The following is a 22,533-nucleotide window of genomic DNA, read 5'->3' on the forward strand; positions in this document are numbered from 1 at the left end:
AATGGAAAACAATTTAATTTTACCCGCGCTGATTCTTGTTCCATTCATTGCTGGTTTTATTTGTTGGTTAGTCGATAAGCTCGACAAAACTTTGCCACGCTGGATTGCCTTAATTGGTATGCTCATTACTTTGGGCTTAGGTCTTGCACTTTGGCAAAGTGGAACTTATACCTATGAGATGGGTTCAAAAATCCCAACTTGGTCTGCTGAGTTCTATTTACCGTGGATTCAATCACTCGGTATCGGCATTCACTTAGCTGTGGATGGCTTATCTTTACTCATGGTTTTACTAACAGCGTTGCTTGGTGTACTTGCTGTTGGTTGTTCATGGGGCGAAATTCAAAAGAACGTTGGTTTCTTCCACTTAAACCTCTTATGGAGTTTAGGTGGCGTTATCGGTGTATTCTTAGCGATTGACCTATTCTTGTTCTTCTTCTTTTGGGAGATGATGCTTGTACCAATCTACTTCCTGATTGCGTTATGGGGTCATAAAGGTTCAAACGGTCGTTCACGTGTTTACGCAGCTACTAAGTTCTTCCTTTACACGCAAATCGCTGGTTTAGTGATGTTAATCGGTATTCTTGGTCTTGTAGTTTATGGCTACATGATGACCGGAATGATCGGTTTCGATTACAACTATTTATTAGCTGTAGCGAATCACTTACCTCCTAGCTTAGCGTATGGTTTCATGATCTGTTTCTTCATCGGTTTTGCGGTGAAATTACCAGTATTCCCATTACACGGTTGGTTACCAGATGCGCATGCTCAAGCACCTACAGCAGGTTCTGTAGACTTAGCGGGTATTTTGATTAAAACAGCTGCGTATGGCTTGCTTCGTTTTGTTATTCCATTCTTCCCGGCAGCTTCTGCACAGTTTGCAGATATTGCGATTATTTTCGGTTTGATTGGTATTTTCTACGGCGCATGGTGTGCTTACCAGCAAACTGACATGAAACGTTTACTTGCGTATACGTCGATTTCACACATGGGCTTTATTTTACTTGCGATCTACGCAGGTAACATTTTGACCTTCCAAGGTCTAATGATCATGATGTTGGCACATGGTTTGTCATCAGCTGCATTGTTCATTATGTCTGGTCAAATCTACGAACGTTTACATACACGTGATTTACGTTTAATGGGTGGTCTTCGTGGCCAGCTTCAGTACTTGCCATTTTTCTTGATGTTCTTCGTGGCTGCTCTTGTAGGCGTGCCAGGTTTGGGTAACTTTATCGGTGAATTCCTGATCTTGATGGGTTCATTCAATAAATATCCTGTATTCACGATTCTTGCTTCTATCAGCCTTGTATTTGCAGGCTTATACGGCTTGATTTTGATTCACCGTACTTTATTTGGTGAACCAAATCCTGAACAAAAGCAACACTACGCTAGTCCACTAAAAGATTTATCTGCTCGTGAAGTTGGTATTTTGATGATTTGTGCGATTGGTCTCGTTTGGCTTGGTATCTACCCACAAACATTCTTGGATGTATCTCATTCAAGCATGCAGTGGTTTGTTAATAGTTATATGCCAGTTCAAGAAGTCGTTGAAACTGTTCAGCAAACAGCTACTCAACTTGACCATGTGGAGATCCAATAATCATGAACTTCACAGTATCACTTGCTACGCTTATGCCTTTAGCTCCGGTGATGATTGTTGCTTTGACAACAATCGTCGTCATGCTGTTAATTTCAATTAAGCGTAATCATAATTTAATCGCAACAGCTTCTGTTGTTGGTTTAAACCTCGCTGCACTTTATATTTTATTTGCAGTATTTGGCGGTAAGTTTGTACCGGCAAATGTGATGGGCATGTTTATGGTTGATCCATTTACCATGTTCTATCAGTTTATGATTTTGATTGCGGCATTGGCTTGTTGTACTTTGTCTCACGCTTACATCGAAACCTATAAAGACAACCGCGAAGAACTCTACCTTTTGTTACTTGCTTCAGTAGCAGGTGCAATGTTGATGGTTGCAAGTTCTCACTATGCATCGTTCTTCATTAGCCTTGAGTTAATGTCGATCCCTGTATACGGCTTACTTGCTTATACTTATCAACGTAGTAGTTCACTTGAAGCTGGTATTAAATATCTTGTACTTTCAGCGACTGCTTCTGCAATGTTGTTGATGGGTATGGCATACATCTATGCATATACTGGTTCACTTTCATTCTATGATTCTGTACAGGCTTTATTTGGCGCAATCAAACAGCCAATGGTGTTATTAGGCTTAGCACTCATTATCTTTGCTGTTGCATTTAAATTATCGCTTGCACCGTTCCATAAATGGACACCAGATGTATATGCAGGTGCACCAGCACCAATGGCAACTTTCTTGGCGACCGCTGCTAAAGTTGCAACAATTGGTTTGTTCGTGCGCTATATGCTTGCTTCAGGCGCAATTATGGTGGATTCGTTAGTTACTATTTTGACAATCATTGCAGTATTGTCGATTTTAGTTGGTAACTTACTCGCTGTTCGTCAAGTTAACTTAAAACGTATTCTTGGTTATTCATCTATTGCTCATTTTGGTTATTTGTTAATTGCTTTAATTAGCATGACTTATGCGAGCTTGGGTAGCGTAACTGTCTATGTGGTGTCTTATGTATTAACAACTATCGGTGCTTTTGGTGCGGTAGCGTTAATGTCTAGCCCATATAACAACGTAGATGAAGCACAAAGTCTTGCAGACTACCGTGGTTTGTTCTGGCGTCGTCCAGTACTTACAGCAACTTTAACAGTCATGATGTTATCTTTGGCTGGTATTCCATTAACAGCAGGCTTCATTGGTAAGTTCTTGGTGGTAATGGCTGCTGTAACAACTCAACACTGGTTCTTGGCTGCAATGATTATTGTGGGTAGTGGTATTGGTTTGTACTACTACTTACGTGTGATGGTTGTAATGTATATGACACCACCAGAAACTCCTCGTATTGATGCAGATGCTCATTGGGGTCAAAAAGTAGGTGGTTTAATGGTATTGGCTGCTGCTGCATTAGTTATTATTTTGGGTGTTTACCCAGATCCAATGATTAATTTGGCATTAAAAGCAGAAATTTTATCTCCATTACATTTCATGCTTTCGCAACAACATTAATTCTAGTGTACAAAAAAGCCTCCAAATCCGGAGGCTTTTTTTTATTGAGCATTAAAAAAAGATTATAATAAATACGTTTTTATATTTTTAGGTAACATCTGTGGCCATTCAAGAAATTCGTCACCCACTTATTCGTCATAAATTAGGTTTGTTACGTCGTTCTGACATCAGCACTAAGAATTTCCGTGAGCTTGCGCAGGAAGTGACTATGTTGTTGACTTATGAAGCAACAAAAGATTTACCAGTTGTGGATTGTGAAATTAATGGATGGGCTGGAACAGTTACTACGCAGCGTATTGCTGGTAAAAAAATAACGATTGTACCGATTTTACGTGCAGGCATTGGTATGCTGGATGGCGTGCTTAATCTGATTCCAAGTGCAAAAGTGAGTGTTTTAGGTCTCGAACGTAATGAAGAAACACTAGAAGTTCGTACTTATTATAAAAAACTAGTTCCAGATGTTGCTAATCGTCTTGCAATGATTATCGATCCAATGTTGGCAACAGGTAACTCATTAGTTGCTGCCATTGATGTGTTAAAGGCAAGTGGCTGTAAAGATATACGTGTTATGGTATTAGTTGCTGCTCCAGAAGGTGTTGCTAAGGTTGAAGCAGCTCATCCGGATGTCCAAATTTATACAGCATCTATTGATAATGGCTTAAATGAACAAGGCTATATTGTTCCTGGCTTAGGTGATGCGGGCGATAAAATTTTTGGTAGTGTCCAAAAAGACTAATTTTTGAAATAACGATAAAAAGAGACTTAATCAAACCGTAAAGTTTTGAGGGCGGATTGAAAGTCTCTTTTTAATTTTCTGCTGTAATATCAGTATTGAAAAAGTAAGGTAAAGATCATGAAGCAAGAGTTTTATACCGGAAAAGTTAAACAATATGATCCTGAAAAAGGATTTGGTTTTATTGGAACGGCTGAAGGAGATATTTTCTTTCATATTTCGGATTTTCCTGCATCAGAAGGGGAACCGAAAAGAAATGAAAAAGTGAAATTTCTTGCTGTAGATAATCAGGGGAAATTTAAGGCTATTAAGATTGAGCGTATCGATCCTAATCCGTCTAAAACCAAAAAAACTCAAATCACCGATCATAATAAAGCGATTACGTCAGAGTTGTTATCACATTTCCGACGTTAATCATGTTCTCAATCTTCAAAGCTAGCTTGGTGTCGAGTTTAGCTAAGAGCGGCAAAAAAGATTTTTGATCGCGTGCAGAACGAGTAAGTAATACAAAATTAAGGGAGGTGTAAGCTTCCCTTAATTGTCTTAAGCAATAAATAATAAAATGAAAAGAATGGTGAGCCTTGTGAAAATGACTCAAGATGGCATTAGAAGATCAGGTCTTAAACTTGATCTTCACAGAATTGTAAGAATGCTTTGAGGCCAGGACCTTGGTATTTCTGACGGTGTACCAACATGTAAAGTGGGCGAGTAAGTTGCCAAAATGGTGTTTCTAAAATAACGAGTTGTCCTTTTTCAATTAAAGGTTCAATAGCGAGTTTAGAGATACAAGACATTCCTAAACCACCAGCAACTATTTTCAAGATTGCTTCATTGTGACCTAGGGTTAGGCGAATATTAGCGTCTGGGAGGTCTTGCAAAATAGCATTATCAAATACTTCACGAGTTCCCGAGCCTTCTTCACGTAAAATCCATTCAACCTGATAAAAATCATGTGCTGTTAAAGGTCGATTTAAACGTGCTAGAGGATGATTAGGGGAGCAGCATACTGCAAGCTCGTCATCTCGCCAGTGAATACATTGAAGTTGAGGCAGGTGACACGAGCCTTCAATTAATGCCAAATCAAGCTGAAACTGATTGACTGCTTCAATCATTTGGCGTGTGTTGCCCACCTGTAATTGCAGGTGCGCTTTGGGGTGATACTGTAAAAAGTTCGCCATTAAATCTGGCATGAGATAATCACTAATCGTTAGAGTTGCCCCAATACGTAAATCAATGCTTTGTAACTCACCTTTTGCAGCTTGCTCAAAAGCTTCACAGCGACCTAATATTTCTAGTGCTTGAGGCAATAGAAAGCGACCAAGATCATTAAGTTGTAGTCGTTTACCTAAACGATCAAATAGAGGAGCACCAAGACCATCCTCTAAATCGGCTAAAGCCATACTTGCTGCACTTTGCGTCAGTCTGACCGCTTCACTGGCTTTGGTGACAGTTCCTTCTTGAGCGACTGCTACAAAAACAGCCAACTGGCGTAATGTCATGCGCATGTTTAAAAAGCCTTAACGTTTAAAAGTATTCATTATTTCGACTGTCATGCTAACATGAGCGCACTATTTCATGCCACGTTGAAATCATGTCAATTGAAAAATTTAGCGTAGAAAAAGTCTTATCTGTACACCGCTGGACCCCAACCCTTTTTAGTTTCACCATGACTCGCCCTGCACATTTTAAATTTACTGCTGGGCAATTTGCGCGTATTGGACTGAAAGTTGGGGATGAACTTGTTGTTCGTGCCTATTCGGTGGTGTCTTCTCCATTTGATGAAACGCTAGAATTTTTCTCGATTGTGGTACCTGACGGTGCATTTACCTCAAATCTTCAACATTTGAAGGTAGGTGATGAGCTTTACTTAGAAAAAATACCTTATGGTTATCTTACCTTAGCTCGCTATCAACAGCCTTTACCGCATGATTTATGGTTATTGGCAACGGGTACTGGTTTAGCACCGTTTTTGTCGATGCTGCAAGACTTTGATACATGGTCAAAATATCAAAAGATTAATTTGGTCTACAGTGTGCGTACAGCTGCCGAATTAGCTTATGTTGATCGTATTCAAGAGATTGCTGAAACTTTTGGGGAAGGGCACGTCGGTTTTAAATTTATTTCAATTATCACTCGTGATCCATCAGCCCAGTTACATGACCGTTTGCCAGTTTTGATTGAGAACGGTGAATTAGAAAAAGTTGCTGGTATCGAATTAAGCCCTGCAACAAGCCATGTCATGCTTTGTGGAAACCCAGAAATGGTAGATGACACGAAAGATGCTTTAAAACGTCGTGGTTTGACGATGAATCGTCGAGGTGAGGGAAATATTGCAGTAGAAAATTACTGGTAACAAACGACAATTAACAATTAAAAGAACTTTAAAATTATTTTATGGATATGTTTATTAATGGACAAACATATCCATAAATTCACGAATTTCAGAAATTGCACTGTCTACATCGCTTGAAAGCCAAGTTGGTTCAAAAAGACCTGCATAATGTTCTAAACGGTCTTGGGGAACAACTAAACGAACAGGACAGTCTTCTTCAAGTAAACGCCAAGGTAAAATCGGAACTTCATTATCCAGAAAAATATTGATATTACGAATATCAACAATCATGGCATTAATGCAGTCAGGAAAAGGCATCACTGAAAATTCTTCAGTACGACGACGAAAATACTCTAGATCACCCCATTTGAGTTCATAACTTGGTTTATTAAATTCAATAATACCAATGAGATGTTCATCTCTCGTCTGGTGTAAATAACATTGATGTGTGACGTCAGTGTCGAGATCAAGAGTTACGTTTTGCTGACGATACATCATAAAATAGAGCAGCTTTAAAACAAGGGGGCTTATTATAGCCTATTTTATAAAAAGTAAGCGCTAAAACATATTGTATTACAAATGGGACATAGACGAAGCTGGTGAATTACGAGAAATTATTTTTAATTGTCTAAATTAATGTGTGCAAATTTTATACTGTTTTTATTATTTTAAAAGTAGAGTTTTGCAATCACAGACACCTTCGAATAATGCTTTTTCACACAATGCAACAAAGCAAATTGCTATGATGAATATAAAGTTAATGATAATAGAAGAGGGGAAAGAAGATGCATGACTTTTCAAAACCACCTCATGTGACGAGTCCTGAAGAAACTGCGAAAAAAAGAAGATTGCCAGTTTATATTTTAATTATTGTTGGGCTTTTTCTTCTTGCACTTATTGTCTATATGGTTGCTGACCACAACCAGACTCCTAAACAAGAAGGTGCTTTTCAAAATGAGACCACACCACATGTAATTAAGGGTAGTTCTGATTTGAATTTAAAGACCTACACAGGGTAGTAAGCGAATCAGTTTATCTTGATATCAAGCCTTTAGGTGTAAACCTGAAGGCTTTTTTGCAACCTTTTGCATCAATTTGTTGTATTTATGCAGAAGTGTGTTGATTAGAAAATATTCAAAACATAATGTGAGATAGACCGCATTCATCGTCATTTTTTACAACGAATGGTGTTTCCTAGAGATAACACTGAAAAGAACATAACAATTGAGGACATAACAATATGAATGAATTTTTTGATGGGCCTCGCGGCGCTCAATTTGATGCGATGTATTACTGGGATCAGTTTCATCCTATTCTGGCTGCAGTAGTAATCTTATTAGTGGGTTGGATAATTGCTTTATTAGTAGCAGCAGGTGTGAAAAAGTTTCTACAAAAAGTAAATACCAATGCCAAACTATCTTCAGCTACTGGCCGAGCGCCAAATATTGAAGGCCTGATCTCCAAGGTTGTATTCTGGTTTATTCTGATTTTAGCTGTTGTCGCGGCTCTAAATGTGCTCAACATTAGTGGAGTGAGTGGCCCATTCAGCAATATGGTCAATCAGGTACTGGTCTACATTCCAAATATTATTGCTGCTGTGGTGGTGGGTTTTATTGGTTGGATCGTTGCTCGACTGGTGCGGGCAGGCATTACCAATGTTTTATCCAGAACCCAACTCGATGATAAGTTAAGCAGTGAAGTGGGTGTAGGTGGAATTAGCCAGAATATTGGTGAAATTCTTTACTGGCTTGTATTGTTACTTTTCCTTCCGATTGTTCTGTCAATATTAGGATTAACAGGCTTACTCATTCCAGTTCAAAATATGGTAAATGATGCCGTAGCTTTCTTACCAAATATCTTTATTGCTGGCGTTATCGTTTTTGTTGGTTATATCTTGGCAAAAATTGTACGTGGTATTGTTGAAGGTCTAGTAAATAGCTTAGGTGTTCAAGCTCAAGCTGAAAAAATTGGTCTTTTCAAAAGTTCTAATGTAGGCAAATTCTTAGGTTCATTTGTTTTCGCAATCATCATCATTACTACATTAATTGTAGCGTTCGAAGCTCTAGGGATTGAGACAATTTCTCAGCCTGCAACAGCAATGCTAAATGAAATCTTGCAAGCAATTCCAAACATTATTGCGGCTGGTTTAATTTTACTGGTTGCCTATATTGTTTCTCACTTTGTTGGGCGTTTGGTTGCAGAGTTAATTGCTGGAACTGGTGTTGATGAAATTCCTGCAAAATTAGATGTACAACGCTTTTTAGGTCAAACTAAAGTTTCTAATGCAGTTGGTTGGCTAATTGTATTCTTTACTATGCTGTTTGCAGTATCTGAAGCAGCGGATCGTCTTGGTTTCGATCAAATCAGTGGTCTAATTGCAATGTTTATCCATTTCGGTGCAAACATTCTATTGGGTGCTGTAATTCTAGTGATTGGTTTCTGGCTAGCGAATGTTGTAGCGAATGTAGTTCAACGTGGTGAATATAATAGCTCGCGTTGGTTAGCTAGTTTAGTTCGTGTTTTAATTATTGGGCTGGTACTTGCGCTTGGTTTAAGAGCGATGGGTATTGCAGATTCAATTGTTAACCTTGCATTTGGTTTGACTCTAGGCGCGGTTGCAGTGGCTTTCGCTCTTGCATTCGGTTTAGGTGGTCGCCAACCAGCAGAACGACTTTTAACTGATTTACTTGATAAAGCGAAAAAAGAAGCGAATCAACCAAATCCTCTTTATCAACCGCCTTCTAGTACGAGTAGTTCAGCTCCAAGTACGTCAACAACTACATCTACGCCAACAACTCCACCATCAACAGCTCCATCTGATGCAAAACCAGCAGATTCTGTACAGGTGAATCCAGCGCACCTTCCTGTAAATAAACCGTTTGGTTCTACAGGCGAAAATGATGAAATTTAAGGGAATTAAATTAAATTTCAGATAAACAGTACAAAAAATCTTTGATTTTTGTGATAAGTTCGACCACTCTATATTGAGTGGTCGTTCTTTTTTGGCCGTTATAAAAACAAATAAGTGAGGAAAATACGATGAAGAAACCAGGTCGTTTTTTAGCACCGATTGTCATTGCCGGAATTACGGTGGGTTTTTTAGCAAGTGCTTATAAATTTGTATTTAGTAAGTCGGAAAGCTCAAAACAGACTACTTCTCAGCCACAAGATTCATCGAACGCATCAAGTAGTTCGAAAAACTCAAATTAGCTTATACATATTGGGCAGCAGCATAGGCAGAAGACCAAGCCCACTGGAAGTTGTAGCCTCCTAAATGCCCAGTTACATCGAGCACTTCTCCAACAAAAAACAGTCCTTTCTGCTTTTTACTTTCCATGGTCTTGGAAGATACTTCAGTTGTATCTATTCCGCCTAAAGTAACTTCCGCGGTACGATATCCTTCTGTTCCAGAAGGTTTAACTGCAAAGCCATGTAACTGTTCGGCAATATGATCTAGCTGTGCATCACTGATATTGCCAATCGCAATTTCGCTCTGTTCTGGCCAGATGAGTTGTTGTAACTCTTGGATAATACTTTTGGCAGTAAACTCATTAAGAAGAGTACGTAATAAAACTTTAGGCTGTGCTTTCTTTTTATCTTTTAAATAGGTCGCTAAATCTTGGCTAGGGAAGAAGTCAATTTTAAAACTTTCTCCTGAGTTCCAATAGTTTGAAAGCTGCAAAGAACTTGGTCCACTTAAGCCACGGTGGGTAAATAATAACGCTTCAGTAAAGCTATTTTTTGAGTTGCTTAACGTCACATCCAAAGCATTACCACTTAAGCGTGTAGTGACTTCTTTAATGTGATCTGAAAAAGTAAATGGAACTAAACCTGCACGAGTTGGAAAAACTTGATGTCCAAATTTTTGTGCCAGTTCATAGCCAAAACCAGAACCGCCTAATGTTGGAATCGATAAGCCCCCAGTGGCAATCACTACAGAATCACAAGTGTAATGTCCTTGATTGGTGTTTAGTGAAAATCCACCTTTTTCCAATGGCGTAATTTGGCCAACTTCGCAATGGGTTTGAATATCTACATTTTTGGTTTTATTACACTCATTCACAAGCATTTCTAAAATTTCTTTAGCGCCGTTTAGCGTAAATAATTGCCCATGTTTACGTTCTTCATAGGCAATTTTATAATCACATACCAAACCGATAAAGTCCCAGTTGCTATAGCGTGACAGGGCAGAAATAACGAAGTGCGGATTATGAGAAATATAATTGTCAGGTTCGACATATAGATTGGTAAAGTTACACTTACCGCCACCTGACATTAAAATCTTTTTACCAATTTTATTGGCTTTTTCTAAAATTAAAACCGAGCGCCCGCGTTTAGCAGCATGTGCAGCCAACATGAGTCCAGAAGCACCTGCACCTAAGACAATGACATCGACATGACTGTTAGACATAAGAGATTCTCGATTAATCTGGAAAATTTAAAAGGGGCATATACTACCATGCCGAGCCTTAGGCGTGCTAAAGACATTTATAACGGTAGAGAACGACGCGGTTTGAAAATGAGTAAGTAATTGATATTATTTATTTCTTATATCTGCCTGTAACCCACCAGAATGAATTGCTAGAATACGTGTTCTTTCAGGAAAGTAATTGTTTTTGATAAGGTCAAACAGACCGAACATCATTTTTCCCGTATAGATCGGTTCAAGGGGTACAGCGTATTGTTCTTCGAAATTTTCTATAAATGCCAATAACTCAGGTGAAGTTTTCGCATAACCCCCGCAGCAATAAGCATCTGTCAGTGACCAATTCTGTTTTTTAGTCCACTGCATAATATCTTGTTGTAGAAAGTCGCCTTTTAATGCTGAAAATCCTAGAACCTTTTGATGCAGTGCGCTTCGTTCAATCAGCCCTGAAATAGTCCCACCAGTTCCGACTGCACAGCAAATGACATCATAGTTTTGCAAATCGCTTTGACTGAGAATTTCCTGACAACCTTGCACGGCTAGCTGATTAGAACCGCCTTCAGGAATAATGAAAGTTTCAGGACATTGATTGTGTAATTGTTGAAGATAGTTTGCATCATCTCTCAAACGATATTCAGTGCGCGAGACAAAATGTAAATGCATTCCTAAACTTTGAGCTTTTGCCAAGGTTGGGTTAAGAGGCTGGGTTGCTAATTCTTCCCCACGAATAATGCCTATACTTTTAAAGCCAAAAAGATGAGCTGCATACGCAGTTGCGGCAATATGATTTGAATAAGCCCCACCAAAAGTCAAAACGCGTGATAACGCTTGTTGTTTTGCGGCAAGCAGATTGTATTTTAGTTTGAAAAATTTATTACCCGAGATTTGGGGGTGAATTAAATCTAACCGCTTAATGTCGAGATGCAGGGAATAGGGGAGTTGAATATGTTGATAAGGAACTGATTGAGCAATGTGATCAAACATTAGAAATTGAGAAAATAATGATTGATCACATTGTAACTTTTTAGATAGAACTTTAAAAAGCTGTTTACGAATTTGTATCGACAGAAGTAACCACTGACATGCCAGGACGTAAATGTTCCATTCCTTCCTGATTTGGATCAATAGTAATGCGTACGGCAATTCGTTGCACAACTTTAGTAAAGTTACCTGTCGCATTGTCAGGTTTTAACACACTGAACTCGGAACCCGCAGCAGGCGAGATCTGCTCAACATGTCCTGTAAATTTTTTGTGTTTCATCGCATCGACTGTAAACCATGCTTTCTGACCAATCCGCATATTGGCAATTTGGGTTTCTTTGAAATTGGCAATCACCCAAGTTTGCTGTGGAATGAGGTAAAGTAACTGTGAGCCTGCTGCTACATATTGCCCAACACGAGGGTTAACTTCACCAAGTTGGCCATCCATCGGAGCAACAATAACGCTATAGTCTTTGGTGGTTTGTGCTTGGTCTAACTGTGCTTTAGCACTTGAAACTTGTGCTTCTAAACCCGCTTCTGCAACCTGTGCTGTTTTAAGTGCTTCATTTGCAACTAACACATTGGCTTCTGCTTGCTTCAGTGCTGCAAGGTTATTTTCAGCATCTGCCGCGGCTTTATCTTGCTCAGATTTAGAAGCTGCGCCACTATTTCCTAGCTGTTGATAGCGCTTAAGCTGGGCTAAAGAAAGTTCATATTGAGCTTTGGCTTGATCCACTTTGGCTTGCGCTGCAACAATATCAGCTTGTTTTTGGGCAATGGATTGAGTTTGATTAGCTAAGGTATTTTTAGCTTGTTCAACACCTGATGCTGCTTGTGTTACTTTTTGGTCGTAAGTGGTTGCATCAATATGCATGAGCACTTGACCTTTTTTAACGTGGTCAAAGTCTTTAACGACTACATCTTTAACGTAGCCATTAATTTGTGAAGATAAAATCGTGGTTTTACCTTTGACATAACTATTGTCAGTTTGCTGAACACTCGTTGCAAACGGCCCGATTCTCCAAGCCCATAAAATCACTAAAATACCGACAATAAGAACACCTAACATCCATAACAGTGTTGAGCGTTTTGTCGGAATCAGTTTACTTGCAGGTGCAGGCTCGTTGGCGGGTGCCTGAGCTGGTGTTGGTTCTGGTTTGTTTTGATCATCTGACATATATCAATCTCAATTTCTATTTCATCAAATACGAAAGCCATTAAGGACGGCTAATTCCTCTGCGTTGTAGATATTTACTACGTGCAATATTAAATCCACCCCATAAGAGTAGGGCGACGGCAAAAATACCGTTTAAAGCAATAACATCATTGTAGGCACGAACTTGGGCTTCACGAGTGACCACTTGGTTAAGTGAGCGCATGGATTGAGCTGTTTGTAATGCTGGATCAGTAGTGGTGATGGATGCACTGCGTTGATAGGTCGAGAGCCTTTGAGCGACTAGAGGGTCTGCTTGTTCTAAATCTTTAATAATCTCTGCCTGATAGTTTTGCGTACGATGTTGTTGATAGGTCGAGAAGAAAGAAGACCCAACAAGACCACCGAAAGTTTGGGTAGCAGAAAATAATACGATAAAGGTCACTACGTAAGATGGGCCTTTAGCAAGCGTTTGCGCAAAGCCAATAAGAAGTAATGGACCAATAAATAGACCACCAGCAAAACCGACTAGAAACTGACTGGCAAAGAAATTCACAGGTCGGACATCACTGGTTAAGTGATAATCTAGTCCACAAGCAACCAGAATGAGGAACTCTGCAAAAAGTAAGTGGAAGATAATTCGTTCGCGTGAAAAAGTAAGTGCACTAAAAAGTGTTCCGCTTAAAATCCCTACCAATATGACAACATAGAGTGGCACAAATTGGTCAGGACCCATTCCCATAGTTTTTAAGAAGTTAACAGCAGCATAGCTTTGTTCAGACATTAAAAGTCGAATAGCAAAAGCACCAAAAATGAAACGTAGGGTTGAAGAGGCGCCTAACCAACGTGTCATAATTAATGGATTGGCGCGATAGTGTTCATAGAGCAAACCTAAAACAACTAAGCTAAAACCTGCAATCAAGACGTAAGCGAGCCATTCGCTATTAAACCACCATAAAATTGGACCTTGGGTGAGCACAATACATAAGCAGGCAAAACCTGGAGCCAATAAAGCAAAGGTAAAGAAATCTTGTTTCTCAAAAACATAAATTCGTAAGCTACGTGGTAATTTCAATGAAACAACCATGGCTAAACAACAAAGTGCTAAACCAAGCTCAAAGGTGTAAAGAACAGACCAACTGTCTGTACTGACAAGAAATGGAGAAATAATCCAAGCCAACGGTACGCCAAGTTGCTGAAAGCCGAAGGCGATATATATACCTTTTGCCATGTCTGCTTTTTTAAAAGCTTGCATGGTGTAATACATACCTAATGAGCTTAGTGGTGCACCAGCTAAACCTGCAACAACCCGTGCGAATAGTGCCATTTCATAGGTGTGTACAAAAATATGCAAAACAAGCACGGCAATAAAAATAACCAGCCCTATTTCTGAAAATACTCTCAAGCCATATTGTTGTCTGGCTTTAAACAAAATCAGGTTTGAACTGACATTTGCCATGACATATGCCGCAGGCAGCCAAGCAGCTTCGGAAGGCGTCAGGCCATATTCACCTTGGATTAAGGGTAAATTTGCTGTAATAAAACCATTACTTAAGCTTGCCGAAAGGGCGATAAATAAACCAATAAAAAAGTAAATAAATCGCTTAGGTACAGAATGCGCAATAGCTGCTGGTGAACCAGGTAGAGTCGGTTGCTCTTCTGGTGTCCAGTCGGGTGGTGTTTCTAAATAACGAGGCGTTTTACTCATTCTATCCCTCGAATTTTTTGTATTTGAATACCGTGAAATAGTAATTCAATTGCTCGTTTTGCTAAGCGAGTCTGTTCTTCTGGCTCATGTCCTTGAAATGAAGAACCCAACATTGCAGTGACCATTGCATAGTCATCGGCAGTTAGATCAGCTCGGCACAGTTTTTGTTCTATCGCATTTTCAATCAGTGGGTTAAGTGCATTATTTCGCCGTTCATAAATTTTTAACATAATTGGGTCTTGTCGATCAATTACTCTCCAAAAATCTTGCAAAATTGCGAGCTTGGGAAGTTGCCCAATGTGTCCTTCAATTAAACGAAATAAACCGTCCTCGAATTGTTGAAAATGAGCTGCTTTTTGCTCTAGCTGTGTAATCGCACGCTCTAAAAGCGCGCTAATTAAAGCCTTGCGATCACAAAAGTTGCGGTAAAAAGTTGCTCTGCCGACCCCAGCGTGGTCAATTACAACTTGTAAGGGAACATTAATGCCATGAATACGAAAACATTCTTCGGCTGCATTGAGTAATTCATCCCGATTTTGGGCAGCAATTTTTTGACGTTTACTCATGTCATCGATTGGGGAGTTTCAAAGGTTATATATTTAACGGACATTTTTGTCCGTTGTGAATATATAAATTGTAAAAACATGAAAATTCAATTTTCATCATTTATATCTTCTGCATTTTTATATGCGTCATAAAAAGCTGCTAGAATACCGCGCAATTGCGTGATGCTAGGTCAATACAATGTTTGAGTCCCTTATTCCTCTTTTTTCAATTGCGATGGCATTGATGCTTGGAGCAATAAGCCCTGGGCCAAGCTTTATTTATGTAGCGCAAAATTCAATTTCTAAATCACGTAAACATGGGTTGTTTACAGCATTAGGGACGGGGACAGGCGCAGCTCTGTTTGGTCTATTAGCTGTTATGGGGTTACAAGCAGTTTTATTGGCAGTGCCTTCTGCATATTTGATTTTAAAAATCGGTGGTGGGCTTTATTTACTATGGCTTGCTTTTAAAATTATTAAACATGCCAAAGAACCAATTGCAGTTGAAAACGATGCAAAATCGAAAATGACTTATAAACAGGCATATCGATATGGCTTAATTACCCAGTTAAGTAATCCGAAAATTGCAGTGGTGCTAGCGAGTGTATTTACTGCTTTGTTGCCAAAAGAAATCCCAAATTATTACTACGTCGCATTACCAGTGATTTGTTTTATGATTGATGCTGGTTGGTACTCATGTGTGGCAATGCTGTTATCTTCAGAGAAGCCTAGAACAATGTACTTAAAAGCAAAAACTGGCGTTGACCGAGTTGCTGGAAGCATTGTGAGCCTATTGGGTTTAAAGCTAATTTTCTTCAAGTGATAAGTCTTTAATTAAAATATCTAAAAAATCCTAAGCCAGCTGTTTATAGTCTGGCTTTATTTTGCGCAAAATATATACAAATTGAAATATCTTTTTTAGCACTTAAGCACTTTAAAAGTGGTAACTTAATAAATAAAACAAAAAGAAATGAGGATCACGTTATGAAAAAACTAATGGTGAGCATTTCTGTAGTTTTTCTCATCTTAACTACAGGATGTGAGATGAGAACGATGAGCAAGCAACCACTGGCAAATGAACGTACCATGAGTATTGTGGGTACTCCGGTTCATGAAAAGGATTACAAAATTTCCGATATACAAGCGAATAATCATGAGCAATCTAACTATTAGGTTACTTGTTGGATGTGCAACTTACTGTATTTTGAATATGGTAAGTGCATGCGAACCTGCTTCTTTAGATTGGGAGCTTTTTCAGGAAAAATATGATTTAAATCATGATGGGATGTATAGCTTAAAAGAATTTCAACGTGTTGAATATTTCTATCCTTACAACTGGCCGAGCGATAAACGTTTTCAAGGTGAAAACAAGCAAACAGAGCTATTTCATTATTTAGATGAAAATAAGAATGGTTATTTAACAAATGAGGAGTTAGGAAACATACATGTTTTATTTAATAACCCTTGTGAAGGGTGGCCGTGGTCATAATTTGAAAGCACTCGCTTTCTAAATTTATTTAATATTTTGATTCACTCACTTCTGATATTTATAAAATAAAAAAGCTTCCAATTTAGGAAGCTTTTTTATTAAGGCTGATTAAGAAACTTTATCGCCTGGTTTTGCGCCTGTATCTGGAGAAATAATGAAAATACCTTCACCATTTCCAGCAGCAAGTACCATTCCGTTTGAAATACCGAAACGCATTTTACGTGGTGCAAGGTTAGCAACCATAACGACCAGTTTGCCTTTTAAGTCTTCTGGTGCGTATTGGCTACGAATACCACTGAATACATTACGTGGTTCAGCTTCGCCAACGTCTAAAGTAAGTTGAAGTAATTTATCCGAACCTTCCACAGCACCTGCTTCAACGACCTGAGCAACACGCAAGTCAACTTTTAAGAAGTCTTCAATACCAATGATTTCTGCTTCACCCACTGCTGGAACAGGAGCCGCTTTTTTCTCGGCAGCTTTGTCCTTTTTCGCCGTCGCTTTAGTTGCTTCTGGAGCAGGAGTACCTAAAGACTCTTTAGATGCATCCACCATTGCAGCAACAGCTTTTGGATCAACACGTTGCATCAGTGGTTGGAACTGCGCAATCTCATGGCTTACAAGAATTTGTTTACGTGAATCGAAATTGAAGCTTTCAAGCTTTAAGAAACTTTGAACTTGCTCAGCCAAAGTTGGAAGAACAGGAGCTAAGTAGACCGCTAATTGACGGAATAAGTTGATACCAACCGAGCATACATCAAGAACTTGTTGTTCTTGACCTTCTTGTTTAGCAAGGGCCCAAGGTTTTTTCTCGTCAATATATTGGTTTGCACGGTCAGCTAGCGCCATAATTTCACGAATAGCCATTGAGAATTCACGTGCTTCATATGCTGTAGCGATTGAATCACCTGCATCAATAAAGCTTTGTACCAATTCAGGTTCTGCGCATTCAGCGGATAAAGTATTGTTAAAGTTACTGTTGATAAATTTAGCGCAACGGCTAGCAATATTAACGACTTTACCGACTAAGTCAGAATTTACCTTTTGAATAAAATCATCAAGGTTTAAATCAGAGTCTTCAACTTTATCTGAAAGTTTAGATGCAAAGTAGTAACGTAAATATTCTGGATTTAAATGCTGTAAATAAGTCTCTGCTTTAATAAAAGTACCGCGAGACTTAGACATTTTTTGTCCGTTCACAGTCAAGAAACCATTTACAAAAAGACCAGTTGGAGTGCGATAGTTTGCACCATCTAACATTGCAGGCCAGAACAATGCATGGAAATAAACAATGTCTTTACCAATGAAATGGTAAACGTCGTTTTGACTGTCTTTTTTCCAGAAATCATCAAAGTTTAAATCTGGACGTTTAGTTTTGATGTAATTTTCAAAACTAGACATATAACCGATCGGTGCATCTACCCAAACATAGAAGTATTTATTTGGTGCATCTGGAATTTCAAAACCAAAATATGGCGCGTCACGAGAAATATCCCAATCCGTTAAACCCGATTCAAACCATTCATCGAGTTTGTTTGCAATCGAAACAGGTAAGCGACCTTCATCACGGGTCCATTTCTGTAAATACTCAGCAAAGTTCGGTAGTTTAAAGAAATAGTGATCTGAAGATTTTTCAACTGGTGTTGCGCCGCTTAACGTTGAACGTGGGTTAAGTAACTCAGTTGCATTATAAGTTGTACCGCAAACTTCACATGAGTCGCCGTATTGGTCTTCTGACTTACATTTTGGGCATGTACCTTTAATGAAACGGTCAGACAAGAACATGCCTTTTTCTGGGTCAAATAATTGAGTTACAGGACGAACTGCAATATTTCCAGCTTCACGGTTTTTAATATAGATATCTGTTGAACGTGCTTTATTGGCATCGCTATGCGTTGAATCATAGTGATCGAAATGTACGCCGAAGCCATCAAAATCACGAATATGTTCTTTCTGAACATTCGCAATTTGCTCCTCAGGGCTAATACCGTTTGCCTCAGCACGTAGCATGATGGCAGTACCATGAGCATCATCCGCACATACATAAGTCACATCATGACCCATTGCCCGCATGGCACGAACCCAGATATCTGCCTGGATGTAACCGAGTAAATGACCCATATGAATTGGACCATTAGCATAAGGAAGGGCATTAGTGACTAAAATTTTACGCACGGATTTCATTCTCTCATTCGTATTTATAAGGTGGAAGATTTTAACTGATGAGCGAGGATAAGCAAAGATTAATAATCTTTGCCCGAGCGCAAGGCGAGAGCTAAGCTTGAGTGGTGGGATAAGCAAAGATCAATACTTTTCCCGAGCGTAAGATGAGAGCTATGCTTAAGTGGCGGGATAATAATCTTTGTTGGGGAGTCAGCAGTAGTTGCAAAAATGGGATTTTAATTGAGAAGTTGCTTCTCTTTGGAACAGATAAACAAATCAAAAAATATTTGAATCTTCCTGTATTGTCTTTGTTTCAAATTGCAGTTACGTTCAGAAAATAAGCCATAAAGATGTATAACTAATAACTTATTCAGGTAATTTTTGAATTAACTACGAGGATAACAACGATGACTACTGAAAATAAATTAGATGATTTAAAGGCAAAAGCAGCAGATGCAAAAGTGCAAGGCGAAAAAGCTTTGGATGATTTAAAGGAAAACGTAAAAGAGAAACAAGCTGCTGGTAAAGAAGCTGTTGAAGATACGATAGACGAATTAAAAGCAAAAGCGGCAGATGCAAAAGCTCAAGGTGAAAAAGCTTTGGATGATTTAAAGGAAAATGTAAAAGAGAAACAAGCTGCTGGTAAAGAGGCGGTTGAAGATAAAGCAAATGATTTGAAAGGCAGACTTGAGGATGCTCAGCATACTTTGCAAGATAAGTTCGATCATTTACGTACTGAGGCGAGCCATAAACTTGATGATGCCAAAGCTAAGGCAACTGAGCTAAAAGATGAGGCTGCAACAAAATTTGATGAGTTAAAAACTCAAGCAACGGCAAAATTTGATGAGTTGAAGAAAACGGCAACTGATAAGTTAAATAAATTGAAAAACCATGATTCTGCTGAATAAGTTTATTTAAACTAAAATCTGCACTCCTCACCTAAAAGATGAGATTGTAAGTGAGTAATTATTCATCCCAAGGTGAGCGAGTGCGGACCAATACTGTTACACTATCTCCATTAAGCTGTAATGATCTGTTTTGGAGTAAACAATATGTCTTGGCTTTCTTCATTGAAGTCTGTTTTTTCACCTGCACAAGAAGTGAAAGAAGATGAAATCCAAACCGTACTCCAAAATTATTTACTACCGTATTCAAACGATGCTTTAAAAGAGCGCATTAGTCAGCTTCAAGTTCAAGGTCGAGTATTACAACTCACCATTAATACATTTCCTGATGAAAAAGAGCACTTGCAGCAAATTCATGATGATTTGGCTGGGGCTTTGGAAAAGTGTGGTATTGAAGAACTAAACCTGCATGTAGTTCAACAGAAGCGCCCTACACAAGAAAGTTCAAATTTACCTCCTGTGCTAGATGCTTCACCTAAATCAGAACCAGATCCAAATAATCCTCCTATTCAAAAAGCAGCTCCTCAACAAAGAGACGTTCCACTTCATCCTCGCATTAAGCATGTTATTTTAGTTTCGTCAGGTAAGGGTGGCGTTGGTAAATCGACAACTACTGTCAATTTAGCGCTTGCTTTGCAAAAAATGGGGCTTAAAGTTGGAGTGTTGGATGCCGATATCTATGGCCCAAGTATTCCGACTATGCTGGGAAATGCTGGCAAAACTCCTCTTATTGAAAGTGAAAATTTTGTGCCTTTAGATGCCTATGGCATGGCGGTGTTATCGATTGGACATTTAACTGGTGATAACAACACACCTGTCGCGTGGCGTGGGCCGAAGGCAACGGGTGCTTTAATGCAATTATTTAATCAAACTCTTTGGCCTGATTTAGATGTATTGATGATTGATATGCCGCCTGGTACTGGTGATATTCAACTTACCCTTGCACAGCGTATTCCAGTGACTGGTTCAATCATTGTGACTACACCACAAAATGTTGCCTTATTAGATGCTACAAAAGGCATTGAGTTATTTAATAAAGTTGGCATTCCTGTATTAGGTGTTGTTGAGAACATGTCGACTCATATTTGTTCGAATTGTGGTCATGAAGAACAAATTTTTGGTATTGGTGGTGGGGACAAGCTCTCTGAACAGTACCACATTCCATTGTTAGGTCGTTTGCCTCTAAATGCTCAGATCCGTGAGCATGCCGATCAGGGTAAACCAAGTGTTGTAGCAATGGATGATGCAGCTGATAGTTATATTGATATTGCTAAAGTTATGTGGGAACAGATTGAAAAAATTCCTCAACGTACACGTGATGACAAGCGGATTTTTTAATTTATTAAAGCCCGACTTTAAGTCGGGTTTTTTTATTGTCTGGTTAAAATAAAAAATTAAATTACTGAATTATAATAACAAAGCTAAACTTGAAATTGGCATGTAGATTGCTACTTTACACTTTTTAAAAAGAAAGGGTAAAAAATGCAATTTAAATGTGCTTTTGGCGTGATCAGTTTATGTAGCGCCTTATTTTTAGTCGGATGCAATAATGACGATTCTTCTGTTGCACAAACACCAACCGTTCAGGAACAAAAACAGAAATTACAGCCGATTATTATTCAGGGTGCTTTGCCAGTAGAATCGGAAAGAATGGCTTCAAAATTAGAGAATAAGACTGTTGAAGAAATTGGTGGGTGGAAATTCTGGAAGGGTACCTATAACGGTTATCCAATGATTATCTCTAAAACTCGCATGGGTATGAGTAACTCAGCTGCGGCAACTGCTTTAGCTATCGAGCGTTATAAACCGATTGCGATCATTAATCAGGGAACAGCAGGTGGGCACGATCCAGATCTACACGTTTACGATATTGTTTTAGGAAAATATGCGACCAATATTGGTGCATTTAGAACCCCTAAACAGCCATTGGGTGCTGGGTCAAATTCACTCACTTGGGTTGAAGCTTTTGATGTTTTGCCAACAGATGAGTCTGATCCGGAACCGATTGCAATACGCAAATTTGAAGGTGACCAAGAGTTATTAATGGCGGCACATAAAGTCCGTTATGACAAAGGTGAGGTGGTTGAGGGAACAATTGGTTCAGCAGATGTTTGGAATAACGAACTTGATCGTATTCAATTTTTCCATCAGCGTTATGGCACTTCTGTTGAGGAAATGGAAGCAGCATCAGTTGCTCAAATCGCAAGTCAGTTGAATGTTCCGTTTTTAGGCATTCGAATCTTATCTAATAATATTACAAATAACGGAGCTTATGACCCAGGTACAGGAGAGGCTTGCCAAGAGTATGTACTCAATGTGGCCGAAGAGTATATGAAATCAAAACTACCAAAATAATAATTTAAAACTAAGCAAGAAGATTGGAGTTTTTATAAAGCCTCATTTTCTTGCTTTTTAAGACGATGTCTACTTTTCCAGTTTTTAATAACCATCCAACGCCAGAAAATTTCTGTAGACAGATATAAAATAACGGCAAATACGAAAGCTTCGACAACTAGGCCTGTCATTAAAATTTTCGCAAGACTAAAATCAATGTGCCCGTGCCCGAAATGAGTAATCCAGCGGGAAATTTGGTGCAATACACCTAGCAACATTTCTTTATTGATCATATGCACATGAAAAATATGCGCACCAAACCAAAAACCGATATATAGAATAGGAACTAGAGTAAGAGGATTACTTAGCCAAGCCAGCATTAAGCTAATGGGTAAATTGACTTCGAATAGTAAGACCGCCATCACAATAAATACACTGTGAAAAGGGATAGGCAGTAAACCAAAAAAGGTTCCGACAAAAACAGCTCGGGTAATTGATTTTCGATTGACATACCAAAGCACAGGATTCAAGGTCTTTTTACCAAAAATCCTTAGAAATTTCATATTTGAAACTTTCTCGGGTGAGGGAAGCCAAGATTGAAAAAAGTGCTTTGCCATAATCATTAAGGTAGTAGAGCGCGGTGCTCTATATAAAAAAATCAGAAA

23 protein-coding genes are annotated in these 22,533 nt (G+C 38.8%); 14 read left to right on the plus strand and 9 right to left on the minus strand.

Annotation, left to right across the window (positions count from 1 at the left end; translation table 11 throughout):
* The first annotated feature begins 1 nt into the window (after window position 1).
* The 4 genes from nuoM to NL42_RS00910 all read left to right on the plus strand — a co-directional run bounded on the left by nuoM (window position 2) and on the right by NL42_RS00910 (window position 4,246).
* A complete protein-coding gene (gene nuoM / locus NL42_RS00895) occupies window positions 2–1,600 on the plus strand; it encodes an NADH-quinone oxidoreductase subunit M (RefSeq protein WP_336169213.1) in 1,599 nt (532 codons plus the stop codon).
* Window positions 1,601–1,602: 2 nt separating this feature from the next.
* Complete coding sequence (gene nuoN, locus NL42_RS00900) at window positions 1,603–3,099, plus strand: NADH-quinone oxidoreductase subunit NuoN (protein WP_252610079.1); 1,497 nt, start codon at window positions 1,603–1,605, stop codon at window positions 3,097–3,099.
* Between the two features lie 100 nt (window positions 3,100–3,199).
* Entirely contained in the window at window positions 3,200–3,835 is a 636-nt protein-coding gene (upp, locus tag NL42_RS00905) for a uracil phosphoribosyltransferase (protein WP_003653460.1), read from the plus strand.
* 117 nt (window positions 3,836–3,952) lie between these two features.
* Complete coding sequence (locus tag NL42_RS00910; RefSeq protein WP_016139127.1) at window positions 3,953–4,246, plus strand: cold shock domain-containing protein; 294 nt, start codon at window positions 3,953–3,955, stop codon at window positions 4,244–4,246.
* Window positions 4,247–4,452: 206 nt separating this feature from the next.
* Here the strand turns inward: NL42_RS00910 and gigC are convergent, their stop codons facing one another.
* Complete coding sequence (gene gigC / locus NL42_RS00915) at window positions 4,453–5,337, minus strand: LysR family transcriptional regulator GigC (RefSeq protein WP_016139126.1); 885 nt, start codon at window positions 5,335–5,337, stop codon at window positions 4,453–4,455.
* 86 nt (window positions 5,338–5,423) lie between these two features.
* Here gigC and NL42_RS00920 point away from each other — a divergent pair, with 86 nt between their 5' ends.
* Window positions 5,424–6,185: a ferredoxin--NADP reductase gene (locus NL42_RS00920; RefSeq protein WP_461311434.1), complete on the plus strand. Its 762-nt coding sequence runs from the start codon at window positions 5,424–5,426 to the stop codon at window positions 6,183–6,185.
* Between the two features lie 54 nt (window positions 6,186–6,239).
* Here the strand turns inward: NL42_RS00920 and NL42_RS00925 are convergent, their stop codons facing one another.
* Window positions 6,240–6,659, minus strand: coding sequence for a hypothetical protein (locus NL42_RS00925; protein ID WP_171068138.1), 420 nt, complete (start codon window positions 6,657–6,659; stop codon window positions 6,240–6,242).
* Window positions 6,660–6,949: 290 nt separating this feature from the next.
* Here NL42_RS00925 and NL42_RS00930 point away from each other — a divergent pair, with 290 nt between their 5' ends.
* From NL42_RS00930 to NL42_RS00940, 3 genes are all read left to right on the plus strand, one after another.
* A complete protein-coding gene (locus NL42_RS00930) occupies window positions 6,950–7,183 on the plus strand; it encodes a hypothetical protein (RefSeq protein WP_005302983.1) in 234 nt (77 codons plus the stop codon).
* A 221-nt stretch (window positions 7,184–7,404) separates the two neighbouring features.
* On the plus strand, window positions 7,405–9,075 hold the full coding sequence (locus tag NL42_RS00935) for a mechanosensitive ion channel (RefSeq protein ID WP_461311435.1): 1,671 nt from the start codon (window positions 7,405–7,407) through the stop codon (window positions 9,073–9,075).
* A gap of 128 nt (window positions 9,076–9,203) precedes the next feature.
* The gene (locus NL42_RS00940; RefSeq protein ID WP_004794296.1) at window positions 9,204–9,374 is read left to right on the plus strand and encodes a hypothetical protein; all 171 of its coding nucleotides are present in this window, start codon (window positions 9,204–9,206) and stop codon (window positions 9,372–9,374) included.
* Between the two features lies 1 nt (window position 9,375).
* On the opposite strand, the gene NL42_RS00945 is transcribed toward NL42_RS00940, so the two are convergent.
* From NL42_RS00945 to NL42_RS00965, 5 genes are all read right to left on the minus strand, one after another.
* Window positions 9,376–10,575 (minus strand): BaiN/RdsA family NAD(P)/FAD-dependent oxidoreductase, encoded by a 1,200-nt coding sequence (locus NL42_RS00945; RefSeq protein ID WP_461311436.1) that lies wholly within the window; start codon window positions 10,573–10,575, stop codon window positions 9,376–9,378.
* A gap of 126 nt (window positions 10,576–10,701) precedes the next feature.
* Window positions 10,702–11,574: a 1-aminocyclopropane-1-carboxylate deaminase/D-cysteine desulfhydrase gene (locus NL42_RS00950; protein WP_461311437.1), complete on the minus strand. Its 873-nt coding sequence runs from the start codon at window positions 11,572–11,574 to the stop codon at window positions 10,702–10,704.
* A 64-nt stretch (window positions 11,575–11,638) separates the two neighbouring features.
* Entirely contained in the window at window positions 11,639–12,748 is a 1,110-nt protein-coding gene (locus NL42_RS00955) for an HlyD family secretion protein (RefSeq protein ID WP_461311438.1), read from the minus strand.
* A 40-nt stretch (window positions 12,749–12,788) separates the two neighbouring features.
* Window positions 12,789–14,432 carry an MFS transporter gene (locus NL42_RS00960; RefSeq protein ID WP_049838187.1) on the minus strand — a complete coding sequence of 548 codons (1,644 nt, stop codon included), beginning with the start codon at window positions 14,430–14,432 and terminating at the stop codon, window positions 12,789–12,791.
* Window positions 14,429–14,998, minus strand: a complete 570-nt coding sequence (locus tag NL42_RS00965) for a TetR/AcrR family transcriptional regulator (RefSeq protein ID WP_075383824.1) — start codon at window positions 14,996–14,998, stop codon at window positions 14,429–14,431. Before NL42_RS00965 ends, NL42_RS00960 begins: the two co-directional genes overlap by 4 nt.
* A gap of 178 nt (window positions 14,999–15,176) precedes the next feature.
* On the opposite strand from NL42_RS00965, the gene NL42_RS00970 reads away from it, so the two are divergent.
* From NL42_RS00970 to NL42_RS00980, 3 genes are all read left to right on the plus strand, one after another.
* Window positions 15,177–15,800, plus strand: coding sequence for a LysE family translocator (locus NL42_RS00970; RefSeq protein WP_016139116.1), 624 nt, complete (start codon window positions 15,177–15,179; stop codon window positions 15,798–15,800).
* Window positions 15,801–15,961: 161 nt separating this feature from the next.
* Window positions 15,962–16,150 carry an NF038215 family lipoprotein gene (locus NL42_RS00975; protein ID WP_461311439.1) on the plus strand — a complete coding sequence of 63 codons (189 nt, stop codon included), beginning with the start codon at window positions 15,962–15,964 and terminating at the stop codon, window positions 16,148–16,150.
* Window positions 16,131–16,466: an EF-hand domain-containing protein gene (locus tag NL42_RS00980; protein ID WP_461311440.1), complete on the plus strand. Its 336-nt coding sequence runs from the start codon at window positions 16,131–16,133 to the stop codon at window positions 16,464–16,466. The genes NL42_RS00975 and NL42_RS00980 overlap by 20 nt, the downstream gene beginning before the upstream one ends.
* A 108-nt stretch (window positions 16,467–16,574) precedes the next feature.
* On the opposite strand, the gene metG is transcribed toward NL42_RS00980, so the two are convergent.
* Window positions 16,575–18,641, minus strand: a complete 2,067-nt coding sequence (gene metG, locus NL42_RS00985) for a methionine--tRNA ligase (protein WP_461311443.1) — start codon at window positions 18,639–18,641, stop codon at window positions 16,575–16,577.
* Between the two features lie 395 nt (window positions 18,642–19,036).
* Here metG and NL42_RS00990 point away from each other — a divergent pair, with 395 nt between their 5' ends.
* The 3 genes from NL42_RS00990 to NL42_RS01000 all read left to right on the plus strand — a co-directional run bounded on the left by NL42_RS00990 (window position 19,037) and on the right by NL42_RS01000 (window position 21,889).
* Window positions 19,037–19,537: a hypothetical protein gene (locus tag NL42_RS00990; protein WP_461311441.1), complete on the plus strand. Its 501-nt coding sequence runs from the start codon at window positions 19,037–19,039 to the stop codon at window positions 19,535–19,537.
* A gap of 144 nt (window positions 19,538–19,681) precedes the next feature.
* On the plus strand, window positions 19,682–20,872 hold the full coding sequence (apbC, locus tag NL42_RS00995; RefSeq protein ID WP_461311442.1) for an iron-sulfur cluster carrier protein ApbC: 1,191 nt from the start codon (window positions 19,682–19,684) through the stop codon (window positions 20,870–20,872).
* Between the two features lie 144 nt (window positions 20,873–21,016).
* Entirely contained in the window at window positions 21,017–21,889 is an 873-nt protein-coding gene (locus NL42_RS01000) for a 5'-methylthioadenosine/S-adenosylhomocysteine nucleosidase (RefSeq protein ID WP_016139111.1), read from the plus strand.
* A gap of 32 nt (window positions 21,890–21,921) precedes the next feature.
* Here the strand turns inward: NL42_RS01000 and NL42_RS01005 are convergent, their stop codons facing one another.
* Complete coding sequence (locus tag NL42_RS01005; protein WP_461311444.1) at window positions 21,922–22,491, minus strand: DUF2062 domain-containing protein; 570 nt, start codon at window positions 22,489–22,491, stop codon at window positions 21,922–21,924.
* Window positions 22,492–22,533 lie beyond the last annotated feature (42 nt).

It is taken from the genome of Acinetobacter sp. GN11, assembly GCF_054823985.1.

Excerpts from the sequence above, each read along its gene's own strand:
- nuoM (WP_336169213.1), top strand. The coding sequence starts at position 2 with ATGGAAAACAATTTAATTTTACCCGCGCTGATTCTTGTTCCATTCATT.
- nuoN (WP_252610079.1), top strand. The coding sequence starts at position 1,603 with ATGAACTTCACAGTATCACTTGCTACGCTTATGCCTTTAGCTCCGGTG.
- NL42_RS00910 (WP_016139127.1), top strand. The coding sequence starts at position 3,953 with ATGAAGCAAGAGTTTTATACCGGAAAAGTTAAACAATATGATCCTGAA.
- gigC (WP_016139126.1), bottom strand. The coding sequence starts at position 5,337 with ATGCGCATGACATTACGCCAGTTGGCTGTTTTTGTAGCAGTCGCTCAA.
- NL42_RS00920 (WP_461311434.1), top strand. The coding sequence starts at position 5,424 with ATGTCAATTGAAAAATTTAGCGTAGAAAAAGTCTTATCTGTACACCGC.
- NL42_RS00925 (WP_171068138.1), bottom strand. The coding sequence starts at position 6,659 with ATGTATCGTCAGCAAAACGTAACTCTTGATCTCGACACTGACGTCACA.
- NL42_RS00930 (WP_005302983.1), top strand. The coding sequence starts at position 6,950 with ATGCATGACTTTTCAAAACCACCTCATGTGACGAGTCCTGAAGAAACT.
- NL42_RS00935 (WP_461311435.1), top strand. The coding sequence starts at position 7,405 with ATGAATGAATTTTTTGATGGGCCTCGCGGCGCTCAATTTGATGCGATG.
- NL42_RS00940 (WP_004794296.1), top strand. The coding sequence starts at position 9,204 with ATGAAGAAACCAGGTCGTTTTTTAGCACCGATTGTCATTGCCGGAATT.
- NL42_RS00945 (WP_461311436.1), bottom strand. The coding sequence starts at position 10,575 with ATGTCTAACAGTCATGTCGATGTCATTGTCTTAGGTGCAGGTGCTTCT.
- NL42_RS00950 (WP_461311437.1), bottom strand. The coding sequence starts at position 11,574 with ATGTTTGATCACATTGCTCAATCAGTTCCTTATCAACATATTCAACTC.
- NL42_RS00955 (WP_461311438.1), bottom strand. The coding sequence starts at position 12,748 with ATGTCAGATGATCAAAACAAACCAGAACCAACACCAGCTCAGGCACCC.
- NL42_RS00960 (WP_049838187.1), bottom strand. The coding sequence starts at position 14,432 with ATGAGTAAAACGCCTCGTTATTTAGAAACACCACCCGACTGGACACCA.
- NL42_RS00965 (WP_075383824.1), bottom strand. The coding sequence starts at position 14,998 with ATGAGTAAACGTCAAAAAATTGCTGCCCAAAATCGGGATGAATTACTC.
- NL42_RS00970 (WP_016139116.1), top strand. The coding sequence starts at position 15,177 with ATGTTTGAGTCCCTTATTCCTCTTTTTTCAATTGCGATGGCATTGATG.
- NL42_RS00975 (WP_461311439.1), top strand. The coding sequence starts at position 15,962 with ATGAAAAAACTAATGGTGAGCATTTCTGTAGTTTTTCTCATCTTAACT.
- NL42_RS00980 (WP_461311440.1), top strand. The coding sequence starts at position 16,131 with ATGAGCAATCTAACTATTAGGTTACTTGTTGGATGTGCAACTTACTGT.
- NL42_RS00990 (WP_461311441.1), top strand. The coding sequence starts at position 19,037 with ATGACTACTGAAAATAAATTAGATGATTTAAAGGCAAAAGCAGCAGAT.
- apbC (WP_461311442.1), top strand. The coding sequence starts at position 19,682 with ATGTCTTGGCTTTCTTCATTGAAGTCTGTTTTTTCACCTGCACAAGAA.
- NL42_RS01000 (WP_016139111.1), top strand. The coding sequence starts at position 21,017 with ATGCAATTTAAATGTGCTTTTGGCGTGATCAGTTTATGTAGCGCCTTA.
- NL42_RS01005 (WP_461311444.1), bottom strand. The coding sequence starts at position 22,491 with ATGATTATGGCAAAGCACTTTTTTCAATCTTGGCTTCCCTCACCCGAG.